At 72.2% G+C, this 23,808-nt stretch carries 22 protein-coding genes; 11 read left to right on the top strand and 11 right to left on the bottom strand.

Annotation, left to right across the window (positions count from 1 at the left end; translation table 11 throughout):
* Positions 1–72: 72 nt before the first annotated feature.
* The 3 genes from OG711_RS19640 to OG711_RS19630 all read left to right on the top strand — a co-directional run bounded on the left by OG711_RS19640 (position 73) and on the right by OG711_RS19630 (position 4,060).
* Entirely contained in the window at positions 73–1,098 is a 1,026-nt protein-coding gene (locus tag OG711_RS19640) for an endonuclease/exonuclease/phosphatase family protein (RefSeq protein ID WP_329559935.1), read from the top strand.
* 146 nt (positions 1,099–1,244) lie between these two features.
* Positions 1,245–2,336 (top strand): Gfo/Idh/MocA family protein, encoded by a 1,092-nt coding sequence (locus OG711_RS19635; protein ID WP_329559934.1) that lies wholly within the window; start codon positions 1,245–1,247, stop codon positions 2,334–2,336.
* Between the two features lie 284 nt (positions 2,337–2,620).
* Entirely contained in the window at positions 2,621–4,060 is a 1,440-nt protein-coding gene (locus OG711_RS19630; protein WP_073782808.1) for a WGR domain-containing protein, read from the top strand.
* A 213-nt stretch (positions 4,061–4,273) separates the two neighbouring features.
* Here the strand turns inward: OG711_RS19630 and OG711_RS19625 are convergent, their stop codons facing one another.
* The 5 genes from OG711_RS19625 to OG711_RS19605 form a co-directional block, all read right to left on the bottom strand.
* On the bottom strand, positions 4,274–4,531 hold the full coding sequence (locus OG711_RS19625) for a hypothetical protein (RefSeq protein WP_329559933.1): 258 nt from the start codon (positions 4,529–4,531) through the stop codon (positions 4,274–4,276).
* A gap of 163 nt (positions 4,532–4,694) precedes the next feature.
* Complete coding sequence (locus OG711_RS19620) at positions 4,695–5,369, bottom strand: HAD family hydrolase (protein ID WP_329559932.1); 675 nt, start codon at positions 5,367–5,369, stop codon at positions 4,695–4,697.
* An 86-nt stretch (positions 5,370–5,455) separates the two neighbouring features.
* Entirely contained in the window at positions 5,456–6,625 is a 1,170-nt protein-coding gene (locus tag OG711_RS19615; RefSeq protein ID WP_329559931.1) for a methyltransferase domain-containing protein, read from the bottom strand.
* 112 nt (positions 6,626–6,737) lie between these two features.
* Positions 6,738–7,046: a hypothetical protein gene (locus OG711_RS19610; protein ID WP_329559930.1), complete on the bottom strand. Its 309-nt coding sequence runs from the start codon at positions 7,044–7,046 to the stop codon at positions 6,738–6,740.
* Between the two features lie 107 nt (positions 7,047–7,153).
* Complete coding sequence (locus tag OG711_RS19605; RefSeq protein WP_329559929.1) at positions 7,154–7,594, bottom strand: ATP-binding protein; 441 nt, start codon at positions 7,592–7,594, stop codon at positions 7,154–7,156.
* Between the two features lie 217 nt (positions 7,595–7,811).
* Here OG711_RS19605 and OG711_RS19600 point away from each other — a divergent pair, with 217 nt between their 5' ends.
* From OG711_RS19600 to OG711_RS19590, 3 genes are read left to right on the top strand one after another with little or no spacing between them, the layout of a single operon-like run.
* Complete coding sequence (locus OG711_RS19600; RefSeq protein WP_329564272.1) at positions 7,812–9,089, top strand: XRE family transcriptional regulator; 1,278 nt, start codon at positions 7,812–7,814, stop codon at positions 9,087–9,089.
* Positions 9,090–9,091: 2 nt separating this feature from the next.
* The gene (locus OG711_RS19595; RefSeq protein WP_405673798.1) at positions 9,092–9,607 is read left to right on the top strand and encodes a GNAT family N-acetyltransferase; all 516 of its coding nucleotides are present in this window, start codon (positions 9,092–9,094) and stop codon (positions 9,605–9,607) included.
* A gap of 58 nt (positions 9,608–9,665) precedes the next feature.
* Entirely contained in the window at positions 9,666–10,241 is a 576-nt protein-coding gene (locus OG711_RS19590) for a GNAT family N-acetyltransferase (protein WP_329559928.1), read from the top strand.
* A 54-nt stretch (positions 10,242–10,295) separates the two neighbouring features.
* Here OG711_RS19590 and OG711_RS19585 read toward each other — a convergent pair whose 3' ends face one another.
* The 4 genes from OG711_RS19585 to OG711_RS19570 form a co-directional block, all read right to left on the bottom strand.
* The gene (locus tag OG711_RS19585) at positions 10,296–11,321 is read right to left on the bottom strand and encodes an NAD-dependent epimerase/dehydratase family protein (protein ID WP_329559927.1); all 1,026 of its coding nucleotides are present in this window, start codon (positions 11,319–11,321) and stop codon (positions 10,296–10,298) included.
* A gap of 123 nt (positions 11,322–11,444) precedes the next feature.
* Positions 11,445–12,077 (bottom strand): HAD family hydrolase, encoded by a 633-nt coding sequence (locus OG711_RS19580; RefSeq protein ID WP_329559926.1) that lies wholly within the window; start codon positions 12,075–12,077, stop codon positions 11,445–11,447.
* Positions 12,078–12,137: 60 nt separating this feature from the next.
* Positions 12,138–12,422 (bottom strand): hypothetical protein, encoded by a 285-nt coding sequence (locus OG711_RS19575; protein WP_329559925.1) that lies wholly within the window; start codon positions 12,420–12,422, stop codon positions 12,138–12,140.
* A 119-nt stretch (positions 12,423–12,541) separates the two neighbouring features.
* A complete protein-coding gene (locus OG711_RS19570) occupies positions 12,542–12,712 on the bottom strand; it encodes a hypothetical protein (protein ID WP_329564270.1) in 171 nt (56 codons plus the stop codon).
* Here OG711_RS19570 and OG711_RS19565 point away from each other — a divergent pair.
* Together OG711_RS19565 and OG711_RS19560 are read left to right on the top strand one after the other, a co-directional pair.
* A complete protein-coding gene (locus tag OG711_RS19565) occupies positions 12,659–12,841 on the top strand; it encodes a type I-E CRISPR-associated endoribonuclease Cas2 (RefSeq protein WP_405648498.1) in 183 nt (60 codons plus the stop codon). The two genes, OG711_RS19570 and OG711_RS19565, sit on opposite strands and share 54 nt — an antisense overlap.
* Positions 12,842–12,928: 87 nt before the next feature.
* Positions 12,929–14,866 carry an FUSC family protein gene (locus OG711_RS19560; RefSeq protein WP_329559924.1) on the top strand — a complete coding sequence of 646 codons (1,938 nt, stop codon included), beginning with the start codon at positions 12,929–12,931 and terminating at the stop codon, positions 14,864–14,866.
* A 164-nt stretch (positions 14,867–15,030) separates the two neighbouring features.
* Here the strand turns inward: OG711_RS19560 and snpA are convergent, their stop codons facing one another.
* A complete protein-coding gene (gene snpA / locus OG711_RS19555; protein ID WP_073782844.1) occupies positions 15,031–15,726 on the bottom strand; it encodes a snapalysin in 696 nt (231 codons plus the stop codon).
* Between the two features lie 389 nt (positions 15,727–16,115).
* Between snpA and OG711_RS19550 the strand changes: the two genes are divergently transcribed.
* Positions 16,116–17,099, top strand: a complete 984-nt coding sequence (locus OG711_RS19550) for a LysR family transcriptional regulator (protein WP_329559923.1) — start codon at positions 16,116–16,118, stop codon at positions 17,097–17,099.
* A gap of 25 nt (positions 17,100–17,124) precedes the next feature.
* On the opposite strand, the gene OG711_RS19545 is transcribed toward OG711_RS19550, so the two are convergent.
* Positions 17,125–19,221 carry a PhoX family protein gene (locus tag OG711_RS19545; protein WP_329559922.1) on the bottom strand — a complete coding sequence of 699 codons (2,097 nt, stop codon included), beginning with the start codon at positions 19,219–19,221 and terminating at the stop codon, positions 17,125–17,127.
* Positions 19,222–19,509: 288 nt separating this feature from the next.
* Between OG711_RS19545 and OG711_RS19540 the strand changes: the two genes are divergently transcribed.
* Positions 19,510–21,471, top strand: coding sequence for a VWA domain-containing protein (locus OG711_RS19540; protein ID WP_329559921.1), 1,962 nt, complete (start codon positions 19,510–19,512; stop codon positions 21,469–21,471).
* A gap of 175 nt (positions 21,472–21,646) precedes the next feature.
* The gene (metG, locus tag OG711_RS19535) at positions 21,647–23,359 is read left to right on the top strand and encodes a methionine--tRNA ligase (protein ID WP_329559920.1); all 1,713 of its coding nucleotides are present in this window, start codon (positions 21,647–21,649) and stop codon (positions 23,357–23,359) included.
* The last annotated feature ends 449 nt before the right edge of the window (positions 23,360–23,808 follow it).

Genomic DNA, 23,808 nt, shown 5'->3' with positions numbered 1-23,808 from the left:
CTGCCCGGGAGGCGCGCACGGGGCGCACAGGACCCGCGGCGCGCCGCACACGCGGGAAAGGCGAAGGTGGACATGGCCACGGCCACACGGAGCGACGGGAGCACCTTCCCCGGGCTCCCGCCGTACGAAGGGCGCCGTCGGGCAGGCGCCGGGGCCTGGTTCGCGGGGCTGCTGCTCCTCGGTGTCAGCGTCGTGATGGGCTGCCGGATCGCGGACGTGGACGGGGTCACCCCCGTACCGCAGCTCCTCGCGTTCCTGCCCTGGCTGCTCGCGCCGACCGCGCTCGCCCTACTGCTCGCGGTGCTCGCGCGCTGGCGCACCGGACTGGTGTGGGGCGTCCTCGCACTCGGCGCGGTCGCCTGGTACACCGAGCCGTACGGCAAGGTCTCCGACCCGGCGGGCCAAGCGCTCGCCCGGCTCAGGGTCATGACGTCCAACGTCGAGTACGGCGGCGCGACGGACGCCCTGATCAAGGCGGCCGGCCGGGAACGCCCCGACCTCCTCTTCGTCCAGGAGTGCGACCCGGGCTGCCTCGCGGCGCTGCGCGGAAAGCTCGGCGGCGACTACCCGCACAGCTCGGCCGTCGAGGAGTACGGCGCCGCGGGTTCCGCGATCCTCAGCCGCACCCCGCTGCGCCGCACCGGCGGCATCCCCGGCAGCACGCTCGGCATGCCCGGCGCGGTGGCCGAGGTCAAGGGCCGTCCGGTCCGGCTCCAGCTCGCCCACCCCATGCCCCCGCTGCCTGGTGAACTCGGCACCTGGCGGCGCGAACTCGACGCGCTGCACGACTTCGCCGCCGCCGGGGACGGTCCCACGATCGTCGCGGGCGACTTCAACGCCACCCAGGACCACGCCGCGTTCCGCCGCCTCCTCGACACCGGGCTGCGCGACGGCGCCCGGATCGCGGACGCCTCCCGCACCGCGACCTGGCCCGCGTCGACCGCCCGGCTCATCGGCGCGCAGATCGACCACGTCCTGGTGTCGGAGGAGTTCGCCGCGAGCGGCGCCCGCTTCCTGGACCTGGGCGACACCGACCACCGCACGGTCGTCGTCGACCTCACCCTGCACGAGACCCCGGGGGCGGCGCGGGCGGAGTAGGGCCGACCGGCCGCGTGCCGGCCACCCGGGAACGGCCACCCGGGAACGGCCGTACGAGAGCAGTCGTACGAGAGCAGTCGTAGGCGAACAGCCTTACGGCGTAAAGGAGTTGCGGTCGCCCCCCGCACCCGTGTGACGCTGCCCGTATGGGTATGCGCACAGGGATCGTCGGACTCGGGATGATGGGGCTCCACCTGGCGGACTGGTGCCGCCGGGTGGGCATGGACGTGGTCGCCGTCTGCGACCGGGACGAGGCACGGCGGGCCGCCGCCCGGGAAACGCTGCCGGACGCGCTGAGCACCGCCCGCTGGGAGGACCTGCTGGACCTCGGCCTGGACGCGGTGGTCCTGGCCAACGACTTCTACGCGCACGCGCCGCTCGCCGTCACCTTCCTGGAGCACGGCGTCCACGTCCTGTCGGAGTCTGCGGCGTGCGCGGACGAGGCGGAGGGGCGGCGGCTGATCGCGGCGGCGGAACGCTCCACGGCCACCTACTCGTTCGCCGAGAACTACGTCCTGCACCCGCATGTCCGGCTGATCCGCGCGGCCGTCGACGCCGGTGAGGTGGGCCGGATCTCGCTGATCGAGGCGGACTACCTGCACGGCATGGCGCCGGAAGCGGTCGACGCGCTGATCGGCGACCCGGACCACTGGCGGGGCCGTCTCGCACCGACCGCGTACTGCACGCACACCCTCTCCCCCGTCCTCGCGCTCACCGGCGCGTGGCCCGTCGAGGTCTCCGCGTTCACCGTGGACGAGGCCGACCCCCGCGCGGCGGTCGTCATGACCGTACGGCTGTCCAGCGGCGCCCTCGCCGTCACCCGGCACGGCTTCCTCCAGGGCGAACCGGACAGCCACTGGAGCTGGGTGGGCGTCCGGGGCACCCGCGGGCTCGCGGAGTCGGTGCGCGCGCCGGGCGCACGCGCGTGGTCGGTACGGGTACGGGGCGAGAGCTGGACCGCGCCTCCCGGCGCCGCCGCGACGGTACGTGACGAGGAACGCGTACCGCCGCCGCTGACCCTCGGCGGACGGACCGTGGAACGCGCGGCGGAGGGCACGGCGCTGCTGCTCACGGCGTTCCGGGCGACCGTGGAGGACGGCGCGCCCCCGCTGATCCCGGTGCGGCAGGCGGTGGCGGCGTCCCTGGTGGGCGTCGCGGGCGCGCGGTCCCTCGCCGGGGGGTCGGTCCCGGTGGCGGTACCGGATGTGGCGCCTGCGGAGTCGTCGGCCGGGGAGTAGGGCGGTACGTAGGGCGCGGGGCGGTTACGGGGTACGGGGGCGCTGGTCACGGGGGGCGGGGCGGTTACGGGGGGCGGGGGCGCGGCCATGCCGGACGCGCGGGCAGGTTGTCCACAGGTCGCCGGTCGGGCCGGGCCGCTGAGGAACGGTGGGAACCGTTGTGCGGAGTTATCCACAGGTGGCGGGAGGGGGCTGGGCGGCTGTCAGTGGTGACCCTTAGTGTTCTTGGCAGTGGGAACAGGCGTACAGGAATCGTCCGTTCCGTCCTGGGGGAGGGGTCTGTCATGTCGCTTTCGACGACGTATCTGGAGCTGTCGCAGGAGGGCGCGGGCGCCCACAAGTTCTACGAGGTGACCGTCGACGGGACGGTCGTCTCGGTGCGTTACGGCAGGATCGGCGCCGACGGACAGACCCAGGTGTCGTCGTTCCCCACGGTCGAGAAGGCGCATGCCGCGGCGGCCAAGAAGCTCGGCGAGAAGGTCCGCAAGGGGTACGCCCCGGCGGTGCGGGGCGGTCGCGCGGCCCGTGCGGTGACCCGCCGCCAGGTCACCTCGGCCCCGTCGACGGCGCGTTCGGTCGCCCCGGTGCTGTGGCGGTTCCGCACCGGGTCGGCGGCGTTCGGCATCCACATCGCGGAGGACCGCTGCTGGGTGGGCAACCAGTCGGGCGATGTCTACACGCTCAGTCACGGCGGCGAGGTCCTCGCCCGCTACTCCCTGCCCGACGGGGTCAAGTGCCTGGTCGCCGACGACTTCTGGATCTACGCGGGCTGCGACGACGGCACGGTGTACGACCTGTCCTCGAAGCTGCCGTACGGCGCGTACACGATCACCCCCGATGTGGACATCTTCTGGCTGGACATCCACGAGGGCGTTCTCGATGTCTCCGACGCCAAGGGCGGGCTGACCGTCATCGACCACGAGGACGAGCACCAGTGGTCCCGCAAGTCCTCCGGCGACTACGGATGGATGGTCCGCGCCGACAGCCGGGGCGTCTACCACGGCCACCAGAAGGGCGTCACGGCGTACGCGGCCAACGGCACCGGCGAGTTGTGGCACACCCCGACCCAGGGCGGGGTCCTCTTCGGCTGGCAGGAGGACGACGAGGTGTACGCGGGCACCTCACGCAACGTCGTGCAGCGGCTGTCCAAGGACTCCGGCAAGATCCTCGCCACCTACCGCTGCGACGCCTCGGTGTACTCCTGCGCCACGGCCCCCGGCGGCGCGTATGTCTTCGCGGGCGACTCGTCGTCGTCGGTGTACTGCTTCGACGCGGCGGGCAACCGGCTGTGGAAGCTGGGCACGGGCAGCGGTTCGGCCCTGTCGATGCAGTACCTGGACGAGCGGCTGTACATGGTCACCACCGACGGCTCGCTGGTGTGCGTGGACGCCACGGACGCGGCGATCGCCGCCGCCCAGCACGGCACGGTGCCCGTCGCCCGTGACATCAAGTCCGCCGCCGCCCTGCCCACCTACACGCCCGCCGCGTCGCCCACCGCCCTGGCCACGGTCAGCGTCGCCCCGGCGGGCGGCATCGTCGTGGAGTGCGTCCAGCAGGGCTCGCGGGTCCGCGTCCATGTCGTCTCGGACGGCTACGACTCCGACTGGAACGTCCAGTTCCCGCGCGGCATACGCGAGCCGGGCGCCCGCTACGTGGTCGACGCGCTCCACCCGTCCAGCGGCGGCTTCTACCGCGTCCGGGGAGAGATCCGCCGCCTGGTGTGACCGGCGCCCAAGGCCCGCCCCGGGGCGGGTGGGTCTCCCCGGGCCAGGTGGGCCGCCCGGGGCGGGTGGGTCTCCTCGGGCAGATGGGCGGACCTGCCCGGCGCGGTCCGAACCGGGGGCGTACCGGAGGCGTGTCGGGGCGGGCGCCGAGGCGGATGTCGGGGCGGGTACGGGGGACTGCGTCGGGGTGGGCGTCGGGGGTGGGCGCCGGGGTCACTCCCCCAGGGAGCACGACCGGGAGTGCTGCCAGTACCGGCGCATCTCCGCGCTCTCCTGGTCGTCGCCGGAGGGCGCCCCGCACACGCACTGTCCCGCGCGGGGGTCGATGAGGTCGGCGGCCTCCCGGTGCCCGGTGTCCCGCAGTTCGACGGCGAGCTGATGGGCGTAGTCCTCGACGAGCGCGGCGGCGGTCGCGGCGGTATGGGCGGAGCCGTCCCGCCGAAGCTCCTGGATGAGCTTGCTCCGCGCCATCACGCGACCGACCCCGCACCGTCGTAGGGGCCGTCACCACAGTGGTCCACCCGCATACGTCCCGCTCCTCACCGCTCGCCACACGCCCGCCCGGGACGCGGCCACGTCCCGCGAGGACGCACCCGTCGAACGTAACAGCCGAGACCACCCCGGCCCGGACGTGTCACCCGGTACCGAGCACCAGCTCCACGAGGCCGTCGGTGTCGTCCAGGCCCATGAGCACCGTGTCGGCTCCGGAGCGCTGAAGAGACCGTGGGTCGGAGCGGCCGGTCGCCACACCGATCACCGGGACCCCGTTGGCGCGGGCCCCCGCCATATCGGCGGGAGTGTCTCCGATCACGACCGCGTCGACCGGGGAAGCCTCGGCGCGTGCCAAGGCGATACGCACCAGCGCGGGCCGCAGGTCGGCATCCTCCCCGTAGGCTCCGACGGCCCAGTCGATGTGCCGATCCAGTCCGAAGACGGCGAGCTTGATCCCGGCGACGGCTCGTACGTTCCCTGTGACGACGGTCTGCCGAACCCCCGCCGCAGCGAGCGCGGCGAGGGCCTCCGCAGCCCCGGGGAGGGCGTGCCCCCGCTCGCGCAGGTCCGAGGCGCGCCGGACGTGCTCCTCGGCCAGGGCAGCCGCGAACCGCTCGAACATGGCCCGGTCGCTGTCCACGCCGTGCAACCGGGCGGTCTCCCGGAAGATGACAGCTTCGGTCAGGCCGTCGACCGTCGCCTGTTCCCGCATCGGGATGCCCAGCACCTGTTCGAACGCCGCAGCCGACAGCTCACGGCCCACACCGCCCGTCGCGATCAGCGTGTGATCGATGTCCCACAGCACCAGACGTGCCACAAGCGCCCCCTCGACAGTTCTGAAGTGCACCGTTCCCGGGCCCGGTCGGACTTCGGAGCGACCGGTACCTCGGGGTCCCTCGCGCGTCAGGTACCCAGGTCCCAGCGTGCCTGTGTGGACAGACAGCGGGCGTGCATCCGTCCGTCGGGCTTCCGGACGACGGCGAAGCGGTCGAGGCCGGGCCGCCCCTGCTCGTTCCACCAGCTCCAGGTGGCCTCGGCCTCCCGCCACAGCGCACCGTCACCGCCCTCGGTGACGTACGACTCCCCGCCGAGGGGCACCCGGGCCCAGGCCCCTTCGGAGGTCTGGAGCTGGACGGACCAGGTGCCGTCGTCGTCGGTGTGATGGACGAGCTCCGCGCGGGGCAGGGCGAAGGCCAGCAGCAGCCGGAACGGATAGGCGCCCCGGATGGCGTCGGCGGTGACGCGTGAGGGCCGCTTCCCCGAGTCCGGGGCGTAGGGAACCCGGGGGGCCTGTCCGTACGAGAGGGCATCGGCGCGGGCCGGCATGAACTGTCCGGTGGTCACGGTGAAGCGACCGAGCACGGTTCCGTCCTCCTCGGGGGTGAAGCGCATCAGGCCGCCCGCGATGCCGAGATCGAGGTCGCTCAGGATCGACCCGCCGGGGAGGAGCTGCCCGATCCAGGCGTCCGGCAGCCGGGGGACCGAGCAGGTGGCGATGATCCGGTCGAAACCGCCACCCCCGGGGAACCCGGCACGCCCGTCCCCATGGGCCAGCGCGGGACGGAAGCCGAGCGCCGCAAGTCGTCGGCCCGCCGTTTCCACCAGCTCAGGGGCGATGTCCATGGAATGGACGAGATGGTCGCCCAGCCGGGCGGACAGCAGCGCGGCGTTGTACCCGGTGCCGGTACCGATCTCCAGGACCCGATGACCGTCACCGACCCGCAGGTCTTCGAGCATCCCGGCCATGAGTCCGGGCTGGGTGCTGGACGAGGTGGCCACCCCGGTCCAGGCCCGGTCACCGACCCGCTCGGACGTACCGGGTTCGAGGCCGGTGACGAGCGTGGCATCGCTGTAGACCGTCCTCAGGCATGCCTCACGGTCGGTGTCGTCGCGCTCGTTCCATACGGTGATGCCCCGTGGATCGGTGGCCGCCTCGTACCACCGGGGCACGAAGTGATGACGCGGCACGGAGGCGAAGACGCTCTCCCACTCCGGTGAACGGATGGAGCCGTCGCGTACGAGATCGGCGGCCAGCGCCCGCATCCGGGCCTCGGGTTCGGGATGGGTGGTCACGGGGTCGCTCCTACGAGTTCGTCGGCGGTGGCCGTGGCGGTGGCGTCGGTGAGGGGCATATCGGTCTCGGCCTCGATCCAGTTCCTGACCGGCATAGGGGGCAGCAAGGTGTTCAGGAGTGCCGCCGCCTTCCGCCCGTCCAGCGGCGGCCGGTCCGGCAGGAACACGGGCAGAGGCGGCTCCGGGGCAAGAACCTCGGCACCCGGGTGGTGTCGTAGCAGCGGTGCTCCTGCTCGGGCCTGCCGAAGATCCGTGCCCGCACGCACGCGGCACAGGAGATCGCCCAGTACTCGGCGCAGGACCGGTGCATATAGGAGCGGCTTCCGGGCCCGGAGGCGGAGAAGTTGATCCGGCGCACGCAGGGGTGGTGCCACCATCGGATGGTGGTTTGGCAGTCGTCGCAGAGCCTCGTGGTCGTCATCGTTCTTCCTGGAAGTTCGGTTGGAGCAGCCCGGCTGGGCCCGCCCCGTCGCCGGGACGTGTCGTGACACGGGATCGCGGTCATGGGTCCGGCCGGAGCGGGATCTGTCACCCGGGGGACGGTGGCAAGCACGCGCGGACCGTCTTCCCGCGACCGTCCGGGTCGGGGCGCCAGGACAGCTCGGAGAGCAGACGGACCAGCGGCAGCCCCCGGCCGCCCTCGTCGTCCGCGCGGGTGGTGTCCTCGTCGAAGCACGGGAAGTCGGGCAGCGGATCGGACACGTCCACGAGGAGGCCGCCGCACTCCTGGACGCGGAGCCGAAGCGTCAGGGCACGGCCTGGGACCCGTGCGTAACGGACGGCGTTCGTCACGAGCTCGGACACCACGAGCACCGCCACATCCGCGTCACCCTTCCAGCCGACCCGTTCCACGAACCGCTGGGTGTGACGCCGCGCCAGCGACACGACGCGCGGCACCATCGCGTAGGTCATCGACCACTCGTCGTTGTTCAGTGCCGCGGTTCCGGCGGGAGATCGGGTCAGGCCCATGGCTGCCCTTCCTGGCGTGAGCCGACCGGGCGGCTCTGGGAGTGGGTGTGCCAATTCAACGAGCGGACAACGGAGTTCGACAGGCAATACGGCGGGACGCCGGGCGTCCGCTGACCGGCAATTCTTGCCAGAACGGTCTTCGCTGTTGTGACGGGATGGCTACGGTGTGTGCATGTCGCGGAACCACTTACTCGCCGCCCGTATGGAAGCGCGTGGCATGAGGCAACACGAGCTCGCAGAATCGCTGAACAAGCGCATCGAAGGCTTCACCGGGAGGTACGGGACCCTCCAGGACCGCCATATCCGGAACTGGTTGACTGGAAAAACGCGGTGGCCGCAGGCGAGACAAAGGCGCGCACTCGAAGAAGAATTCGGATGTGAACTCGCCGAACTGGGCTTCCAGAAGCCCCCACCCAGGTCGGCGGTACTCGTCCGCCAAGCCTTCGTGGAGGGATCTGTGAAGCGACGCCGGTTCACCACCGCAGCCGCAGCCATCACCGCAGGCGCGGCGCTACCCGACATGTCCTCAGCGCCGACGAGCGGGGGTCCGACCGCTCCTGCGCCACCCGTACTGGCCAGTTCCCAGGTCGGCATTTCCGATGTGCAGCGCCTACGCCAGGACCTGGACCACCTCACTCTGATGGATGACCGTCGAGGCGGCCACAAGTCCTTGGAGGACGCCGCTATTGCCGGTGCACAGCGGGCACTCGGACTCCAAGAGCGCAGTGCCACACAGCGCATCCGCAAGCGGCTCCATGGCATCGGCGCCGAATACACCACTCGCGCGGCCTGGGCATGCTTCGACTCCCGTGACTTCGACCGTGCCCACTCGCACCTGGCCCGAGCTACCGTGTTGGCGGGCATGTCGCAGGACCACTACGCGCAGCTCTCCGTGTGGAACGTGATGTCGATGGTCTCGTTCCGCCAATCTCGGCACGCCGACGCGATAGCGGCTGCTGAGGCAGCTCAAGCCCTTGTCGCGAGGCGGGATCCGTTGCTCGCCTCTCTCGCACATGCGCGTTCTGCCGTTGCCCATGCGGGCGCGGGAGACAAGCAGTCAGCCTTGCGCCAACTCGGTCGGGCTGGCGAATCCCTGACCAAGACCGCCTCCACGCTCGACGCGCCCCGGCCCTCATGGCTCGACTTCTACGGCTCCGCCGAACTCTGGGCGCTCAGCGCGGTTGTGCATTTCGAACTGGGTGCTCCCGAGGAGGCCGAAGCGTCAGCCCATCAGGCCCTCGCCGCACTCCCGCCCCGATTCCGCCGCAACCGTGGCCTCATCACCACACGGATGGCCACCGCGCAACTACAACAAGACGACGTGGAACTCTCCTACACGACGGCCGCGTCCGTCTTCGACATCATGGACGGCACACCGCTGCCCGCACGTATGCGCACGGCCTTGGGCGACTACCGACGCGAGCTCGTGCGCCGTGCTCCGACGTCCGTGCAGGCCCGCGACTGGACCGAGCTGATGAACGCGAAAGGAAGCTGACCTTGAGCGCGATCACCCTGCGCCACTACACACACGCCGACCGGGCCGCCATCCGGCAGACCCTCATCGACATCCACGCCGCCCTCCCGGAGAGCGACCCCGGAGACCCCTTCACGGCACGGTTCCCCTGGTTCGTGGACCACTGGACGGGCAGCCCCGGCTTCACCTGCGTCATCGCGTACGACGGTGAGGCACCGGCGGGCTTCGTGTACGGCGCTCCGCTGGCCGACGGGCGTGAATGGTGGCGCGGCCACACCGAGCCGCCGACCGGGCAAACCGCCACCTACGGCGTGTCCGAACTCGCTGTCGGCGCGAGGTGGCGCGGGACCGGGCTGTCCGCGCGCCTCCATGACGCCTTGCTCGTGGGGCGGACGGAGTCGCTGGCCGTGCTGTCGGTGGATTCCGAACACCCCAAGGTCCAGGCGTTGTACGAGCGGTGGGGTTACCGGAAGGTCGGGGAGCGGCGACCGTTCGCCGACTCGCCGTTGTTCGCCGTCATGCTCCGCACCCTTCCGTAGCCGTAGCCGTAGCCGTAGCCGTAGCCGTAGCCGTAGCCGCAGCCAGCTCATGGAGCTCATGAAGCTCATGGAGAGGAACCCGATGATCGACCTCACGCACTACTCGGCCGAGACCCTGCCCGAGGTCAGGCAGACCATCCTCGACATCCACGCCGAGGTGCGGCACCGGGACTTCGGTCTCACGGGCCCCTTCCACACCGTGGACCGGTTCGACGAACGGCTGACCGCTTACGCGTCCCGCCCGGGATGGTCCGCGGTCGTCGGCCATGAAGGGGATGTCCCGGTGGGATTCGCGTTCGGTATGCCGCTCGGGCCGGACACCCGTTGGTGGCGTTCCATGACGACGCCGGTGCCTCCGGGGTCGACGGACGAGACGGGTTCCCGTACGGCCGCCCTCAACGAGATCGTCGTACGGAAGCAGTGGCGTGGCCGTGGTGTCGCGCGGCAGATCCATCAGGCGTGGCTGGACCGGCGTACCGAGGAACGCGTGACCCTGCTGGTCGACCCCGCCGCCGGGGAGGGTGCCGTCCAGGCCGTGTACGAGGCGTGGGGATACACGAAGTTCGGCGAGCAGCAGCCCTTCCCGGACTCCCCGGTGTTCGCCTCGATGATCAGGCCGCTGCGGGCGGCTTGAAAGCCCTTCGCCGCACGTGGGGCGGGCACGGGTGCGGCTCGTGAGGGCACACCGTTACGACCGGGCCAGGATCTCCGCCTCTTTCACCGGGTCGATGCCGTGCTTGGCCCACCGGGGGTGCGCGACCGGTGTTCCGCCTTCGCTCAGCCATCGCCAGGTGTCGCGGACGGTCTCGGACAGCGGTCGGCACGCGAACCCGGCCTCCCGCGCTCGGGACGACTCGATGTTCCACACCCCGGCCTGCGTGCGCCACAGCGGGAGCTCCGTCCACTGCCGAACCGCCGCGGCCTCCAGCACGTCGTCGGGCGTCCACACGAGGTGCCCGTCACCGGCGGTGACTTCCAGGCACGCTTCGAGGAAGCCGCCCATCGTCTCCCGGCCGATCGGCGCCGTCACGTTGTAGGCGCCGCCGGTCGTCGCCGCAGCCTGGTCGAGCGCGAAGGCGGCCACGTCGCGGACATCGACGGGCTGGATGGTCCGGCCCGGCTCACCTGGTGCCAGGATCGCGCCGCCCCGCTCGGCACGGCGCAGCCACCAGGGCAGACGGCCCACGTACTCCCCGGGTCCGAGGATCACCCCGGGGCGCAGGACCGAGACCCGGTCGGGGCCGAACGCCGCCACGGACGCCCGCTCGGCCCCGGCCTTCTGACGGCCGTAGTGCAGGTCCGGCCCTTTCCAGCCGTCCGGAAGCCGTCCGAAGTCGGCGTCGGCATCGGCGGGGGCGTCCAGCAGGACTGATGACTCGGTGAGCGCTTCGGCGGGCCAGCCCTGGTAGGCGCTGACCGTGGAGACGTAGACGTACCGGTCCGCAACGGGTTGCAGGGCGTGTGCTCCGGCCAGTACATCGCGAGGCGCGAGCTCGGACGTCGACGTGTCGATCACCGCGTCCCACGGGCCGCGCCCTGCCAGCTTCGCCAAGTCGTGGACGTTCGTCCGATCCCCCTGAATCGCCCGTGTGCCGTCCGGGGTGCTTCCCGACCTGCCCCGGTTGAACACGGACACGTCCCAGCCGCGGTCTACCGCCGCCACGGCGACAGCCCTGCCCAGGAACCACGTTCCGCCCAGTACCAGAATCCTCATGAAGTGATCCTTCCGCCGAGCGCACCGATCCGCCATGCCGCGTACGGGTGCCGCGCACACGACCACACCAACGGGACCGGGCACCGTGCGGCGTGCGACGGAAGCGGGTCCGTACACGGGTTCCTACTCGTCGGTCAGCCCGAGCAATTCGCGGAGGCGTCGGGCCGCAACCACCTCGTCCAGCGCCAGCAGCGGTGTGATGCCGAGCCGGTGGGCGGCGGCGAGGTTCTGTTCGCTGTCGTCGACGAACAGACACCGCTCGGCCGGCACACCGAGTTCGTCGAGCGCCAGGCGGAAGATGGCGGCGTCCGGCTTGCGCACTCCGTGCTCCTCGGAGAGCACCACCGCGTCGAAGGAGCGCTCCAGGTCGAAACCCGCGTAGGGGTCGTACGGCTCCCGTCCGAGACTGTTCGACACCACAGCCGTCCTGATCCCGGCGGCCCGTGCCTGCCGCGCCACCTTCAGCACGTGGTGGGCCGGGAAGGCGTCGTGAAGATACCTGGCCATCAGGTCGTCAGGCGCGACGCCGATCAGGGCGGCGAAGCCGGTGTTCCAGTTGGTCTGGGTGATCTCCCCGAGTTCCAGCCGCCGGAAGAGCTCCTGTCCTCGTGGATCGGCCCAGCCGCGAAGGAAGGTTCCCCTCGCGAGCCCCTCCCGGTCCTCGAAGTACGAGATCACTTCGACCATGTTGAAGGTCAGGACTCCGAAGAAGTCGAAGATCAGGCCCTGGTACTTGGGCTCTGCGGATGTCGCCATGGTGCAAAGGCTATGAGTTGGGGCGGAGTTGCAGGTCGTCCCTACAGGCGATCCGGAAGCTCACCCGGCGCTCCCGCACTCGTCGCCCTCGTCCGCGTAGACGAGGCCTGAGGTATCCCCGTCGAGGATGCGGGCGACTTGCTCTTCCTCACCCGGGTCATGGGCTTGAGGCGTACGCAGCGCCCATCGGGCCAGAACTCCGGGGACCTCGTCCGGCCCGGCGTCCTCCACGTCCTCGATGAAGGCGTCGACCAGCTCCGGAGCCAGCGCTTCACGGATGGTACGGATCGTGCCGGGCAGCTCGACCTTGCTGCCGCCGATGGTGGTGGTGAACGACTTCGCCAACTCCGGGCCTCCTCACGCTCTCTACGGGAGGGCCAGTGTCCTTGGGCTGACGGTCCCCGGCCCGGCGTTCGCTGAGCCCGGCCACACGTTCACTCGGGGGAGTGGGTTCCTGGGCGTGCTCAGCGTGGGGCGTGCCGGTGTACGCGATACGCGGGCCGTTCGCCCCGGACCAGCAGCGTGGCCCGGCCGTCCGGTTCGGGGGCGGCGACCGCCTGTGCGTCGAGGTTCACGAAGCCGTGCCGTCGGAGCAGGGCGGCCCAGACCTGCGGTGGGTACTGCCGGCGCGTCACCACCAGGTCGTCCGGGTCGAGCCCGCGACGAACGAACAGGGCTGGGCCGTACGCACAGCGGGCCGCGACCGCTGGCGCCCCGTCGACTTCGACGGTCTCATCCTCTCGGCGCGGAACCGGCGGGGGTGAACTCCGGCCCGGCGGAGCGTGACGCCCCGGCGGGACCTGCCCCGGCCGTACCGCCGCACGCGCCCCGCCATGGCGGAGAATGCCGTCATGGCCTCATCCAGCAGCCGTTTCGCGCCGCCCGCCTGGCTTGTCGGGGCCGTGCGGTCGGAGCCTGTCGCGGTGCCGTGGGCGGCGGTCGTGCGGGCCGCGGTCGCGCTGGTCGTGCCGCTTGCCGTCGGGCTGGCCGTGGGGCGGCCCGAGTACGGGGCGCTCGCGGCGATAGGAGCACTGTCGGGGGTCATCGGCGACACCGCCGACGCCTACCGGATGCGGGTGCTCAACATCGCCGTGCCGCAGCTGTTCGGGGCGGTCGGGGTGACCGTCGGGGCCGCGGTGTACGGGCACGGATGGGTCGCCGTCGGCGTGGTCACCGGGGTCGCGCTGGTGTCCGGGATGATGTCCAGCATCGGCGCGGTGGCCTCCGTATCGGGACTCCTGCTGCTGCTGAACGCCGTGGTGGGCGCCGGACTGCCCATGCCCGGGGCCTGGTGGGTGGCGCCCGCGCTGCTCGCGGGCGGCGGGCTGCTCGTCCTCGTCCTCGGGCTGCTCGCCTGGCCGCTGCGCGCCCAGGTGCCCGAACGCGCCGCGGTCGCCGCCGCGTACCGCGCCGCCGCCGATCTGCTCGAAGCCGCCGGTACGGAGCGCTATCCGGAGACCCGGGTCGCGCTGACGACCAGCCTCAACCGCGCGTACGACCTCGTCCTCGCCCATCGCGCCCGCTACCACGGCCGGGGGCCGGACCTGGTGCGGCTGGTCGCCACCCTCAACGCCATCACCCCCATCGCCGAGTCCGCGCCCGCCGCCGACCAGTGGGCGACCCCGCTGCCGCCCGCGATCCCGGCCGCCGTGCGCACCCTCGCCGACGCCATCGCCTCGGGCCGCGCCGAGGCCGGACGGCCGGACCCCGTCGCGCACGACTCGCCCGCCGCGCGCGTCGCCGCACAGGCCGTCGCGCACGCCGCCGACGTCGTCGCCCGCCGCGACCTCGGGCCCGGCGACCTGGAGGACCGGCTCGGCCGGCCCGCCGCCCTCGGCGCGCGGGCCCGCGCCACCGCCCACGCGGCCCTGCTGTCCGGCGCCTCCTGGCGGTACGGGCTGCGGCTCGCCCTGTGCATCGGGCTGGCGCAGGCCCTGGTCTCGCTGGTGCCCGTACCGCGTTCGTACTGGGTGGCGCTCACCATCACCTTCGTCATGAAGCCCGACTTCGGCTCGGTGTTCTCGCGGGCCGTGCTGCGCGCGGGCGGCACCGTCGTCGGGCTCGTCGCCGCCGCGGCCGTCCTCGCGCAGGTGCCGCGCGGCTGGTGGGACGTGCCGGTGATGCTGGTGCTCGGCGCGCTCGTCCCGGTGTTCTCCGCCCGGGGCTACGGCTACCAGACCGCCGCCATCACCCCGGTGATCCTGCTGCTGTCCGACATCCTCAACCGTGAGGGCGTCGGGCTGCTCGTCCCCCGGCTGCTCGACAGTCTGATGGGCTGCGCGATCGCCCTGGTCGCCGGATACCTGCTGTGGCCGGAGAGCTGGCACACCCGGGTCGGTGACCGGCTCGCCGACGCCGTCGACGACACCGCCGCGTACATCACCTGCGCGTTCGCCCCCGACTCGGACCATGTGGCACGGGCCCGGGAACGGCGGCGGCTGTACCGGGACCTGTCGGCCATCCGCACCGAGTTCCAGCGGGCGCTCACCGAACCGCCGCCCACCGGGCGGCACGCGGCGGCCTGGTGGCCGCTGGTCGTCGCGGTCGAGCGGATCGCGGACGCGACCACCGGCGCGCGGGTACGGGTACGGCACGGGGCGGACCCGCCGCGTACGGAGGAGGTCGCGGAGGTGGTGGGCGAGCTGCTCGCGCTCTCCGGGAATCTGCGGACCAGCGCGGTGCTGCGGGAGTTCCGGCCCGAGTTCTCCGCCGTCGAGGACGACAGCGTGCTGTGTCCGCTGCGGCGGGAGGTCACCGCCGCGCGCGCCATCGCCTCACCGCGTACGTGAGCGGACGCGGGCCTACGTGATCCGGCTCCGGGTCCCTGCCGGTGGGCGTACCCGTTACCGGGACGGACAGGCGGTGCGGGCCGCCCCAGGAAGGGGCGGCCCGCACCTGTGGGGGGTGTCCGGAACGGTCGGCCAGGGCCGGTCCGGGGTCGGTCGGCCGGGGTTCAGCCGGCCTTCGGGAGGGTCGCGCCGGCCTTCTCCAGGGCCTTGGCGAAGCCGTTGACCCAGAGCTGGTTCACCCGGGCCCGCTCGTTGGCGTTCGGGTAGGCGTTGCGGCACGACGTGCCGGGGCCGCCGCCGGACATCAGCTCGCTGCACGGGCCCCGGTAGTTGTCCGGCAGTCCGAGGACATGGCCCGTCTCGTGGGTGGTGACCCGGGTCGAGTCGTACTGCTGGTTCTGCCGGTAGTCCAGGAAGATGTAGCCCCGGCCGTGACCGTTGGTCGACGCGTACGAACCACGGGCGTCGTTGCCCTCGTAGTACGAGAAGTCGGCGCTGGCCCCTTCCTGGAGGCGGACGTTGGACACCGAGCTGTTCCAGATCGACGTGCTGCTCGCGATCTGCTGGCGGAACGAGGGCGCGCGGGACGCGTTGTAGACGACGGTGACGGCCGCCGCACCCGGGTTGGCCGCGCGCTTCTCGGCCACCGACTTCAGTACGGCCTCGTAGAAGGCCCGGGTCGCCTTCTTGTCCTCGCCGGAGCCCTCGTAGCGGGCTATCGACTCCGTCGACGACACGGCGACGGCCGCTTCGGGGGTGCTGATCTCCCCGGCCGCCGCGGGGGCGGCGGTCATACCGAGGGTGACCGCGGCCAGGGCGAGACCCAGCGCGGGGGACAGGAAGCTTGTGGGGGGCTTCATGTGGGGGGCTCCTCGTGTGCTTCGTTGCTTCGGAGGGTGGGGTCGAACTTCCAGTGAGTGTCGGGGAGTTCGACGCGGCCGGGATGATGGCAATCGGGGATAGCGCCGGGCTATCGCCGTCCGGACCCCCTCGTCCGCCTGTCCGCCCACCGGCGGCGTTCAGAGCGCCATCCGCCGCCCCCGCCGACCGCGCCACATCGCCACCGCCGTCCCCACCGGCTCCCGCCCCCGCGCCACCCGCCGTCCCCACCGTCCCCGCCCCCGCGCCACCTGACGTCACCTCCGCCCCGGAAAGCCGCAGTTCAGCGGGGTACGAGGGGGTGCCGGGGCGGGGTGGCCGGGTGGGGACGTCTGGTGTGACGACCTGAGCGGTTCTACGCTCAACTGTCATGGACCTCGAAGTGAGGCACCTCCGCGCGCTGTGCGCCATCGCCGACACGGGCAGTCTGCACAAGGCCGCCCGTGCCCTGGGCGTGGCCCAGCCCACCCTCAGCACCCAGCTCCGCCGGATAGAACAGGCGGTCGGCGGAGCGCTCTTCACCCGGGAGCGGACGGGCTGCCGCCCCACCCCGCTCGGCCGCGCGCTGCTCGGCCGGGCCCGCCCGCTGGTCGCCGAGATGCGGGCCCTGGTCACCGACACCAGGGCCGCCGCCGGACGCACCGCCGACGGCACCCAGCTCCTCATCGGCTCCACCGCCAGCCGCGCCCTGCCCGGCTGGCTCCGCAGGCTCCGGCTGCGCTACCCCCGCACCGAACCCACCCTCCAGATGGACGTGTCCCCGAACGCGCTGCTGCGGATGGTCGCGGAAGGACAGCTCGACGTGGCGTTCGTCCACGAGGTCGAGGGCAGCCCGCTGCGGTTCCCCGCCGAGCTGCGCACCCGGGTCCTCGTCGAACGCGAACCGCAGTTCGTGGCGCTCGCCGCCGACCACCCGGCCGCCGCCCGGCGCACCGTGGCCCTCACCGAACTCGCCGACGACCGCTGGATGGTCGACTCGACCGTCGACGGGGAGTGGGACGCGCTGTCCCGGGTGCTGCGGGCCGCCGGGCTCAGCCCCCGGGTGCTGCACGGCGACTACCTCACCGCGTACACGCTCGTCGCCGACGGCGAGGTGGTCACCGTCTCCCAGCCGACGACCCGCCCGCGCCCCGACACCGCCGTGCGACCGCTGGTCGGGGACCCCATCGGCGTACGGCTGTTCCTCGCGGCGCGGACGGAGGCGGAGCTGGAGGCCGTGTACGACGATCTGTCCGACGCCTACTGGGAGGTGGCCCGGGAGGCACCCGCGTACCGGGAGTGGCTCGCGGGCCGGGACCGTCCCGGTATCGGACGCCCCCGTAGCCCGCTCGCCTCGGCCGCCGACACGCCGTGAGCCCGTCCCGTCTGCTGGAGGTGGGCTACACCCCGATGTCCCCGCCGTCCGCGCGCCACACGGCGACCACCGACGGACGGACCAGCCTGCCCGGACCGTCCGGCCAGGTGCTCGCGGGCTTCTCCACGCTCGCCCCGTCCACCTCCCCGGGGTGCTGCACGGCCACCAGCACCCGGCGGTCCTGGATCACCGGGCCGCAGGTCTCCGCGCCCGTCGGCACGGTGAGGAACTGCTTCAGCTCGCCGCGGCGTTCGCCGCGGGTGGCGACCCCGAACAGCCCGTCGTGGGTGCCGAGCGCGTTGCCGTCCGTGGAGATCCACAGATTGCCGTGCGGGTCGAAGGCGACATTGTCCGGGCAGGAGATCGGGGACACCCGCTCCTTGGGGAACCCGGCGAAGTACGTCGACGGGTCGTCCGGGTCGCCCGCGACCAGGAACAGGCTCCACGCGAAGCGGGTGGAGTCCGGACGGTCCCAGAACTCGGTCAGCTCCAGCACCTGGCCGTGCTTGTTGAGGCTGCGCGGGTTCGCCTCGTCCGCGCCCGCCTTCCCCGGCTTGCCGCGGTCGGAGTTGTTGGTGAGGGCCACGTACACCTTGCCGCTGTGCGGCGACGGCTCCACGTCCTCCGGGCGGTCCATCTTCGTGGCGCCCACCAGATCCGCGGCCTGCCGGGTGAAGACGTACACCTCCTGCGCGGTCATCCCCGGTACGTGCGACACCGCGCGGCCGTGCGACTTCGCCGTCGCCAGCGGGATCCAGGTACCGCCGCCGTCGAACTCGCCGTCGGCGGGCAGCGTGCCCGAACCGTCGATCTGCCGGACGGGCGAGTCACCCGTCAGCTTCGCGACGTACAGCGTGCCCTCGTCCAGCAGCGTCATGTTGTGCGCGTGCGCGATGCGGCTGTTACCGCGCATGTGCCGCTTCGACGAGACGAACTTGTAGAAGTAGTCGAACCGCTCGTCGTCCCCCATGTACACGACCGGACGGCCGTCCCGGGTGAGCCGGGGCGCCGCGGCCTCGTGCTTGAACCGGCCGAGCGCCGTCCGCTTGCGGGGCGTCGACTGGGGGTCGTACGGGTCCAGCTCCACGACCCAGCCGAAACGATTGGCCTCGTTCGGCTCCTTCACCAGGTCGAACCGGTCGTCGAACCGTTCCCACTTGCGTTCCGACGCACCGCCCGAGATCCCGTACCGCTTCAGCCGGGCCGCCGCGACCGGGTCCGTGACGCGGTCGGCGTGCGCGAAGTACTGGTTGAAGTTCTCCTCGCCGTGCAGCGTCGTCCCCCACGGGGTCTCGCCGCCCGCGCAGTTGTTGAGCGTGCCGAGGACGCTCACCCCGCGCGGGTCCGCCTTCGTCCGCACCAGGCGGTCACCCGCCACCGGGCCGGTCAGCCGGAACTCGCTGCTGAGGGTGAGCCGCCGGTTCAGCTGGTGCCGGGGCACCGCCGTGAGTTTGCCCGTCCGGCGCTGCTCCTCGACCACGACGACCGAAAGGCCGTGCGCCGCCCACGCGATCTCGACCTGTTCCCGGGTCGGGTTCGCCGGGTCGTAGCCACGGAACATCAGCATCTCGTCGGTGTACTCGTGGTTGGCCACGAGCACCTGACGGCCGCGTTCGCGGGGCAGCGGCAGCAGGCTCAGGAAGTCGTTGTTGTAACCGAACTGACCTGCCTGGGCCTGCGCCGACTGCCGGTCCGGGTCGAACGCGGGCGCGCCGCGCAGGATCGGGTCGCCCCAGCGGATCACCACGTTCTGCCCGTAGCCCTCGGGGACGGTGACCTGGTCGGCGCGGTTCGGCGCGACGGGCGTGAAGCGCAGCCCGCGCGCCGCCTTGCCGCGCGGCTTGTGGCGTCCGGCGGCGGCGCCTTGCGGGACGGTGGCCGCCCGCGCCTCGGACGCGCCCGTGCCGAGGACCGTCCCGCCCGCGGCGGCGGCGACCGTCACCACGGCCGCCGTGCGCATCACCGCGCGACGGCTCAGGGCTCCGGCGATCACATCGCCCGCGTACTCGTTGCCGCTGGTGTTCGGGACCTCGCCGAAGCAGGCGTCGCCGCAGCGGTATCTACAGGTCAGGGCGGAGCGACCGCCCGCGTGCGTGGCGATCATCGGCAGAAGTTCGCGCACTTCTCGCTCCCCTTGGTGTGCGTCCGGTGTATGTGCTTTCGCCGTGAAACTAGGCGGGCCCGATCGCGGGAAAAGGGACGAAACGTGAACGCGGGGTGAATCCGGCGCGCAGGGCAGGGGCTGCCGCCGGGCCCCGGGGGTGGGTCGGCCGGTGATCATCCGGGCGTTTGGCTAACCTTACGTGGCCGTCCTGGCCAGGGATCGGCGGAACAACTCATCTGAAGGGTTGCGCACATGGGCATTCTTAGTCGACTGCGGGATGTGTTCGGGCGGTCGCGGAAGGCCGAGGTGCCTGCGCAGGGTGCCGAGCCGGACGCCGCATCCGCGCCGGCACAGGCCGCTGAGCAGGAGTCCGCGCCCGTCCCCGCGCAGGCCACGGGGCCCGATCCGGTGCCCGCGGCGGCGTCCACCGGGACCTCCGGGTCCGGCGGGAGCGAGGGCGCCACGGAGGCGGCCGGATCCGAGCGGTCCGAGGGGGACGCGTCCGGCGGGACCGCCGAGGCCGGGGACACGGCTACCGCTCCGGCGGCCGGTACCGGCGACGCCCCGGCGGTGAAGGTCCCCGCGCAGTCGTCCGTCGCCGACGAGTTGGTCTCCGCCGCGTTCGACAACGTCACGGTGCCGCGTCCGGCGGAGCCGGTACGGGTGCCGCCGACGGGGGTGGACCTGCCGGCGCAGTCGACGGGTACGGATTTCCCGGCGTCGGCCACATCGCCGGGTACGGGCGCCGATACCTCGGCCGCCGTTCCCGACGCCCCGGCCCCGGCCGTGGACACCCCGGACACCCCGGACACCCCGGACACCCCGGCCCCGGTTGCCGAGAAGTCCCCGGAGCCGGTGGCCGAGGTGACCCCCGATCCGGTGGCCGTGGCTGAGCCGGAGCCGGTGGCTGTGCCCGAGCCGGTCGCCGTGTCCGAGCCGGAGGTTGTCGCCGCTGTCGAGCCGGTGGCCGCCGAGCCGGAAGCCGTGACGGAGCCCGAGCCGGTCGTGGCCGCCGAGCCGGTCGCCGTCGAGGCCGAGGTGACCGAGCCGGAGCCCGAGCCGGTCGTGGTCATCGAGCCGGTCACCGTCGGGGATGAGCCGGTCGCCGTTGTCGCGGAGCCGCAGCCCGACCCCGGGACGGTCGCGGTGTCCCCTGAGACGGTCGCCGTGCCGGTACCGGAGCCGGAAGCCGTTACGGCGGACCCCGAGCCGGTGGCCGTCGTGGCCGAAGCGGAGGCCGTCACGGTTCCCGAGCCGGTCGCCGTACCGGTCGAAGCCGAGCCCGAGCCCGAGCCGGTCGCCGTTGAGCCGGAGCCGGTCGCTGTAGCGGTGGAGCCCGACCCCGAGCCCGTCGCCGTCGCGGCCGAACCCGCCGCCGAAGAGTCGGCGGCCGTACCCGCCGAGGCCGAGCCCGAGCCCGAGGCGATCCCGGCGGCCGTGGTCCCCGCCCCCGTCACCACGGACGCGCGCACCGAAGCGGACGCGGCAACGGACACCGAAGCCGAAGCGGACGCGGACGCGGACATCGAAACGGACGCAGGTTCCGAGACGGACGTGGACACGGACGCGGACGCGAAGCCCGCGTACAGCCTCGCCCGGGTCCGGTCCCGCGCTCCCGGCCTGGTCGCCGGGTACAAGGCCGCGGGTGCCGCGCTCCGCAAGCACGGGCTGGCCGGTGCCAGGCTGCGGGTCTACCTCGTGCTGGACCGGTCCGGGTCGATGCGCGGGTACTACAAGGACGGCTCCGCGCAGAGCTTGGGCGAGCAGGTGCTCGCGCTCGCCGCACACGTGGACGAGGAGGCGACCGTCCCCCTGGTGTTCTTCTCCACCGAGATCGACGCGACCGGTGAACTCGGCCTCGACTCGTACGAGGGAAAGGTCGACGAGCTGCACGCGGCGGCCGGGCGGATGGGCCGCACCAGCTACCACGCGGCCGTCGAGGCGGTCGTCGCGCACCACGAGAAGTCGGGTGCCACGGAGCCCGCGCTGGTCGTGTTCCAGACCGACGGTCCGCCGGACGTCAAGGGCACGGCCACCCAGGCCCTCGCCGAGGCGGCGCGGCTGCCGCTGTTCTTCCAGTTCGTCGCGTTCGGTGAGCACGAGGCGAAGGGCTTCGACTACCTCCGCAAGCTGAAGGCGGGCAACGCCGCGTTCTTCCACGCGGGCCCGGTCCCGCGTGAGCTGACCGACAAGGATCTGTACGAAGGTCTCCTCGCCGCGTTCCCCGGGTGGGCGGCGGCGCGCGACGGAGCCGCCGACCAGAGCTGACCCAGGGCCGGCCATCGGCTGACCACCGCGTTCGCACAGGTCCTACGGGGGCGTCCCGCCGGAAATTGCCGGGCGGGGCGCCCCCGCCTGTCGGATACGATTTGTGGATTCCGCGCCCGGCAGCACCACACAGGCGCGATCCGCACCACCCGCAGCGACCTGGGAGCAGCCCGCGATGGCTCGACACCTCATCACCAGCGCCCTTCCGTACATCAACGGGATCAAGCACCTGGGCAACATGGTGGGGTCCATGCTCCCGGCTGATGTCTACGCGCGGTACCTGCGCCAGCGCGGCCATGACGTCCTGTACATCTGCGCGACCGACGAGCACGGCACCCCGGCCGAGCTGGCCGCCAAGGAGCGCGGGCTGCCGGTGGCCGAGTTCTGCGCGCAGGCGCACGACGCGCAGAAGGCGGTGTACGACGGCTTCGAGCTGGCCTTCGACTACTTCGGCCGCAGCTCCTCGGCGCAGAACGCCGAGATCACCCAGCACTTCGCCCGCAAGCTGAACGAGAACGGGTTCATCGAGGAGCGGGCGATCCGCCAGGTGTACTCGCCGGCCGACGGGCGTTTCCTGCCGGACCGGTACGTCGAGGGCACGTGTCCGCACTGCGGGTACGACAAGGCGCGCGGCGACCAGTGCGAGAACTGCACCCGGGTCCTGGACCCCACGGACCTGATCAACCCGCGTTCGGCGATCAGCGGCTCCACGGACCTGGAGGTCCGCGAGACCAAGCATCTGTTCCTGCTTCAGTCGAAGCTCCAGCCCGAGGTCGAGGCGTGGATCGACCAGGTCGGCGGCGAGTGGCCGCAGCTCGCGTCGTCCATCGCCCGCAAGTGGCTGACCGAGGGCCTGCACGACCGTGCGATCACCCGTGACCTGGACTGGGGCGTGCCCGTCCCGGCCGACACCTGGCCGGAGCTGGCGGCCGACGGCAAGGTCTTCTACGTCTGGTTCGACGCGCCGGTCGAGTACATCGCCGCGACGAAGGAGTGGGCCGACGCCGCGCCCGCCGGTGAGGTCCGCGACTGGAAGTCGTGGTGGTACGAGGCCGACGGCACGGTCCGGTACACGGAGTTCATGGCCAAGGACAACGTCCCCTTCCACACCGTGATGTTCCCGGCGACGGAGCTGGGTGTGCGGGAGCCGTGGAAGAAGGTCGACTACGTCAAGGCGTTCAACTGGCTGACGTACTACGGCGGCAAGTTCTCCACGTCGCAGAAGCGGGGCGTCTTCACGGACGCGGCGCTCGATGTGCTGCCCGCCGACTACTGGCGCTACTTCCTGATCGCCAACGCCCCCGAGTCCGACGACTCGTCGTTCACCTGGGAGCACTTCGCCGCCACGGTCAACAAGGACCTCGCGGACACCCTCGGCAACTTCGTCAACCGGGTGCTGTCGTTCTCGAAGAAGCGGTTCGGGGACGAGGTCCCGGCGGGCGGCGAGCCCGGCGAGGCCGAGACGCGGCTCGGCGCGGAGACCGCGCGGCTCCTCGCGGAGTACGAGGAGCAGATGGAGGCCCTCCAGTTCCGCAAGGCCGCGGCGGCGCTGCGCGCGCTGTGGTCGGCGGGCAACTCCTACCTGGAGGAGAAGTCCCCCTGGCTGGAGATCAAGACGGACAAGGACGCGGCGGCGCTGACGCTGCGGACCGCGATGAACCTGATCCATCTGTACTCGGTGGTGTCCGAGCCGTTCATCCCCGCGACGGCGCGGGCGATGCGGAGCGCGTTCACGCTGGCGGACGACACGGCCGCGTGGGTCTCGCCGCAGGAGGCGGCGGCGCTGACCGCCGTGTCCGCCGGGGTGCCGTTCACGGTGCCGCCGGTGCTCTTCGCGAAGATCACGGACGAGGACCTGGAAGGGTTCCGCGTGCGGTTCGGATCGTAGCCGCCCACAGGAGCGTGGGAAGGGGCCCGGACCTGGCGGTCCGGGCCCCTTCCCGTGTGTCTGAGGGGACCGACCCGGCCCGCGCCCGGGGATTCCCGCACCTGGCCGTGTCCCTTCCCCGCGCGGTCACCCGGAGTCAGGGGCTGGGTGGCGTGATCCCGCCTTGCACGGGCGGGTGCGGGTGGCGTGCTTGTGGGGGGTGTGAGTCGGAGGGCGGGGGGTGTCCGACCCCCGCCAAGCAGGGGGTTCCGTTCGGGAGCCGGGATTCCCGGGCCGGTTCGAGCGGCTCTCGATCGCCCCCTCTTCGCATTCGTGAAGGGTCGAGCCAGTGGTGAACGCGCCAACTTGAGTGCGGGTATCCGGTGACGGCGTGTGGTGCGTACCGTGCGGTCTCGTCTCTCATGCGAACTTCCCGCTGCCGTGTTCAGAGGGCCGGACCGGCGCGGCGC

Source organism: Streptomyces uncialis (genome assembly GCF_036250755.1).
In the GTDB taxonomy this organism is placed as follows: Bacteria; Actinomycetota; Actinomycetes; order Streptomycetales; family Streptomycetaceae; genus Streptomyces; species Streptomyces uncialis.
The sequence above is the reverse complement of the archived record's forward strand: the minus strand, read 5'-3'. Positions and strand labels throughout refer to the sequence as shown.

Excerpts from the sequence above, each read along its gene's own strand:
- snpA (WP_073782844.1), bottom strand. The coding sequence starts at position 15,726 with ATGAAGCCCCCCACAAGCTTCCTGTCCCCCGCGCTGGGTCTCGCCCTG.
- OG711_RS19585 (WP_329559927.1), bottom strand. The coding sequence starts at position 11,321 with ATGAGGATTCTGGTACTGGGCGGAACGTGGTTCCTGGGCAGGGCTGTC.
- OG711_RS19630 (WP_073782808.1), top strand. The coding sequence starts at position 2,621 with ATGTCGCTTTCGACGACGTATCTGGAGCTGTCGCAGGAGGGCGCGGGC.
- OG711_RS19560 (WP_329559924.1), top strand. The coding sequence starts at position 12,929 with ATGGCCTCATCCAGCAGCCGTTTCGCGCCGCCCGCCTGGCTTGTCGGG.
- metG (WP_329559920.1), top strand. The coding sequence starts at position 21,647 with ATGGCTCGACACCTCATCACCAGCGCCCTTCCGTACATCAACGGGATC.
- OG711_RS19550 (WP_329559923.1), top strand. The coding sequence starts at position 16,116 with ATGGACCTCGAAGTGAGGCACCTCCGCGCGCTGTGCGCCATCGCCGAC.
- OG711_RS19600 (WP_329564272.1), top strand. The coding sequence starts at position 7,812 with ATGAGGCAACACGAGCTCGCAGAATCGCTGAACAAGCGCATCGAAGGC.
- OG711_RS19625 (WP_329559933.1), bottom strand. The coding sequence starts at position 4,531 with ATGGCGCGGAGCAAGCTCATCCAGGAGCTTCGGCGGGACGGCTCCGCC.
- OG711_RS19610 (WP_329559930.1), bottom strand. The coding sequence starts at position 7,046 with ATGACGACCACGAGGCTCTGCGACGACTGCCAAACCACCATCCGATGG.
- OG711_RS19640 (WP_329559935.1), top strand. The coding sequence starts at position 73 with ATGGCCACGGCCACACGGAGCGACGGGAGCACCTTCCCCGGGCTCCCG.
- OG711_RS19635 (WP_329559934.1), top strand. The coding sequence starts at position 1,245 with ATGGGTATGCGCACAGGGATCGTCGGACTCGGGATGATGGGGCTCCAC.
- OG711_RS19580 (WP_329559926.1), bottom strand. The coding sequence starts at position 12,077 with ATGGCGACATCCGCAGAGCCCAAGTACCAGGGCCTGATCTTCGACTTC.
- OG711_RS19590 (WP_329559928.1), top strand. The coding sequence starts at position 9,666 with ATGAAGCTCATGGAGAGGAACCCGATGATCGACCTCACGCACTACTCG.
- OG711_RS19605 (WP_329559929.1), bottom strand. The coding sequence starts at position 7,594 with ATGGGCCTGACCCGATCTCCCGCCGGAACCGCGGCACTGAACAACGAC.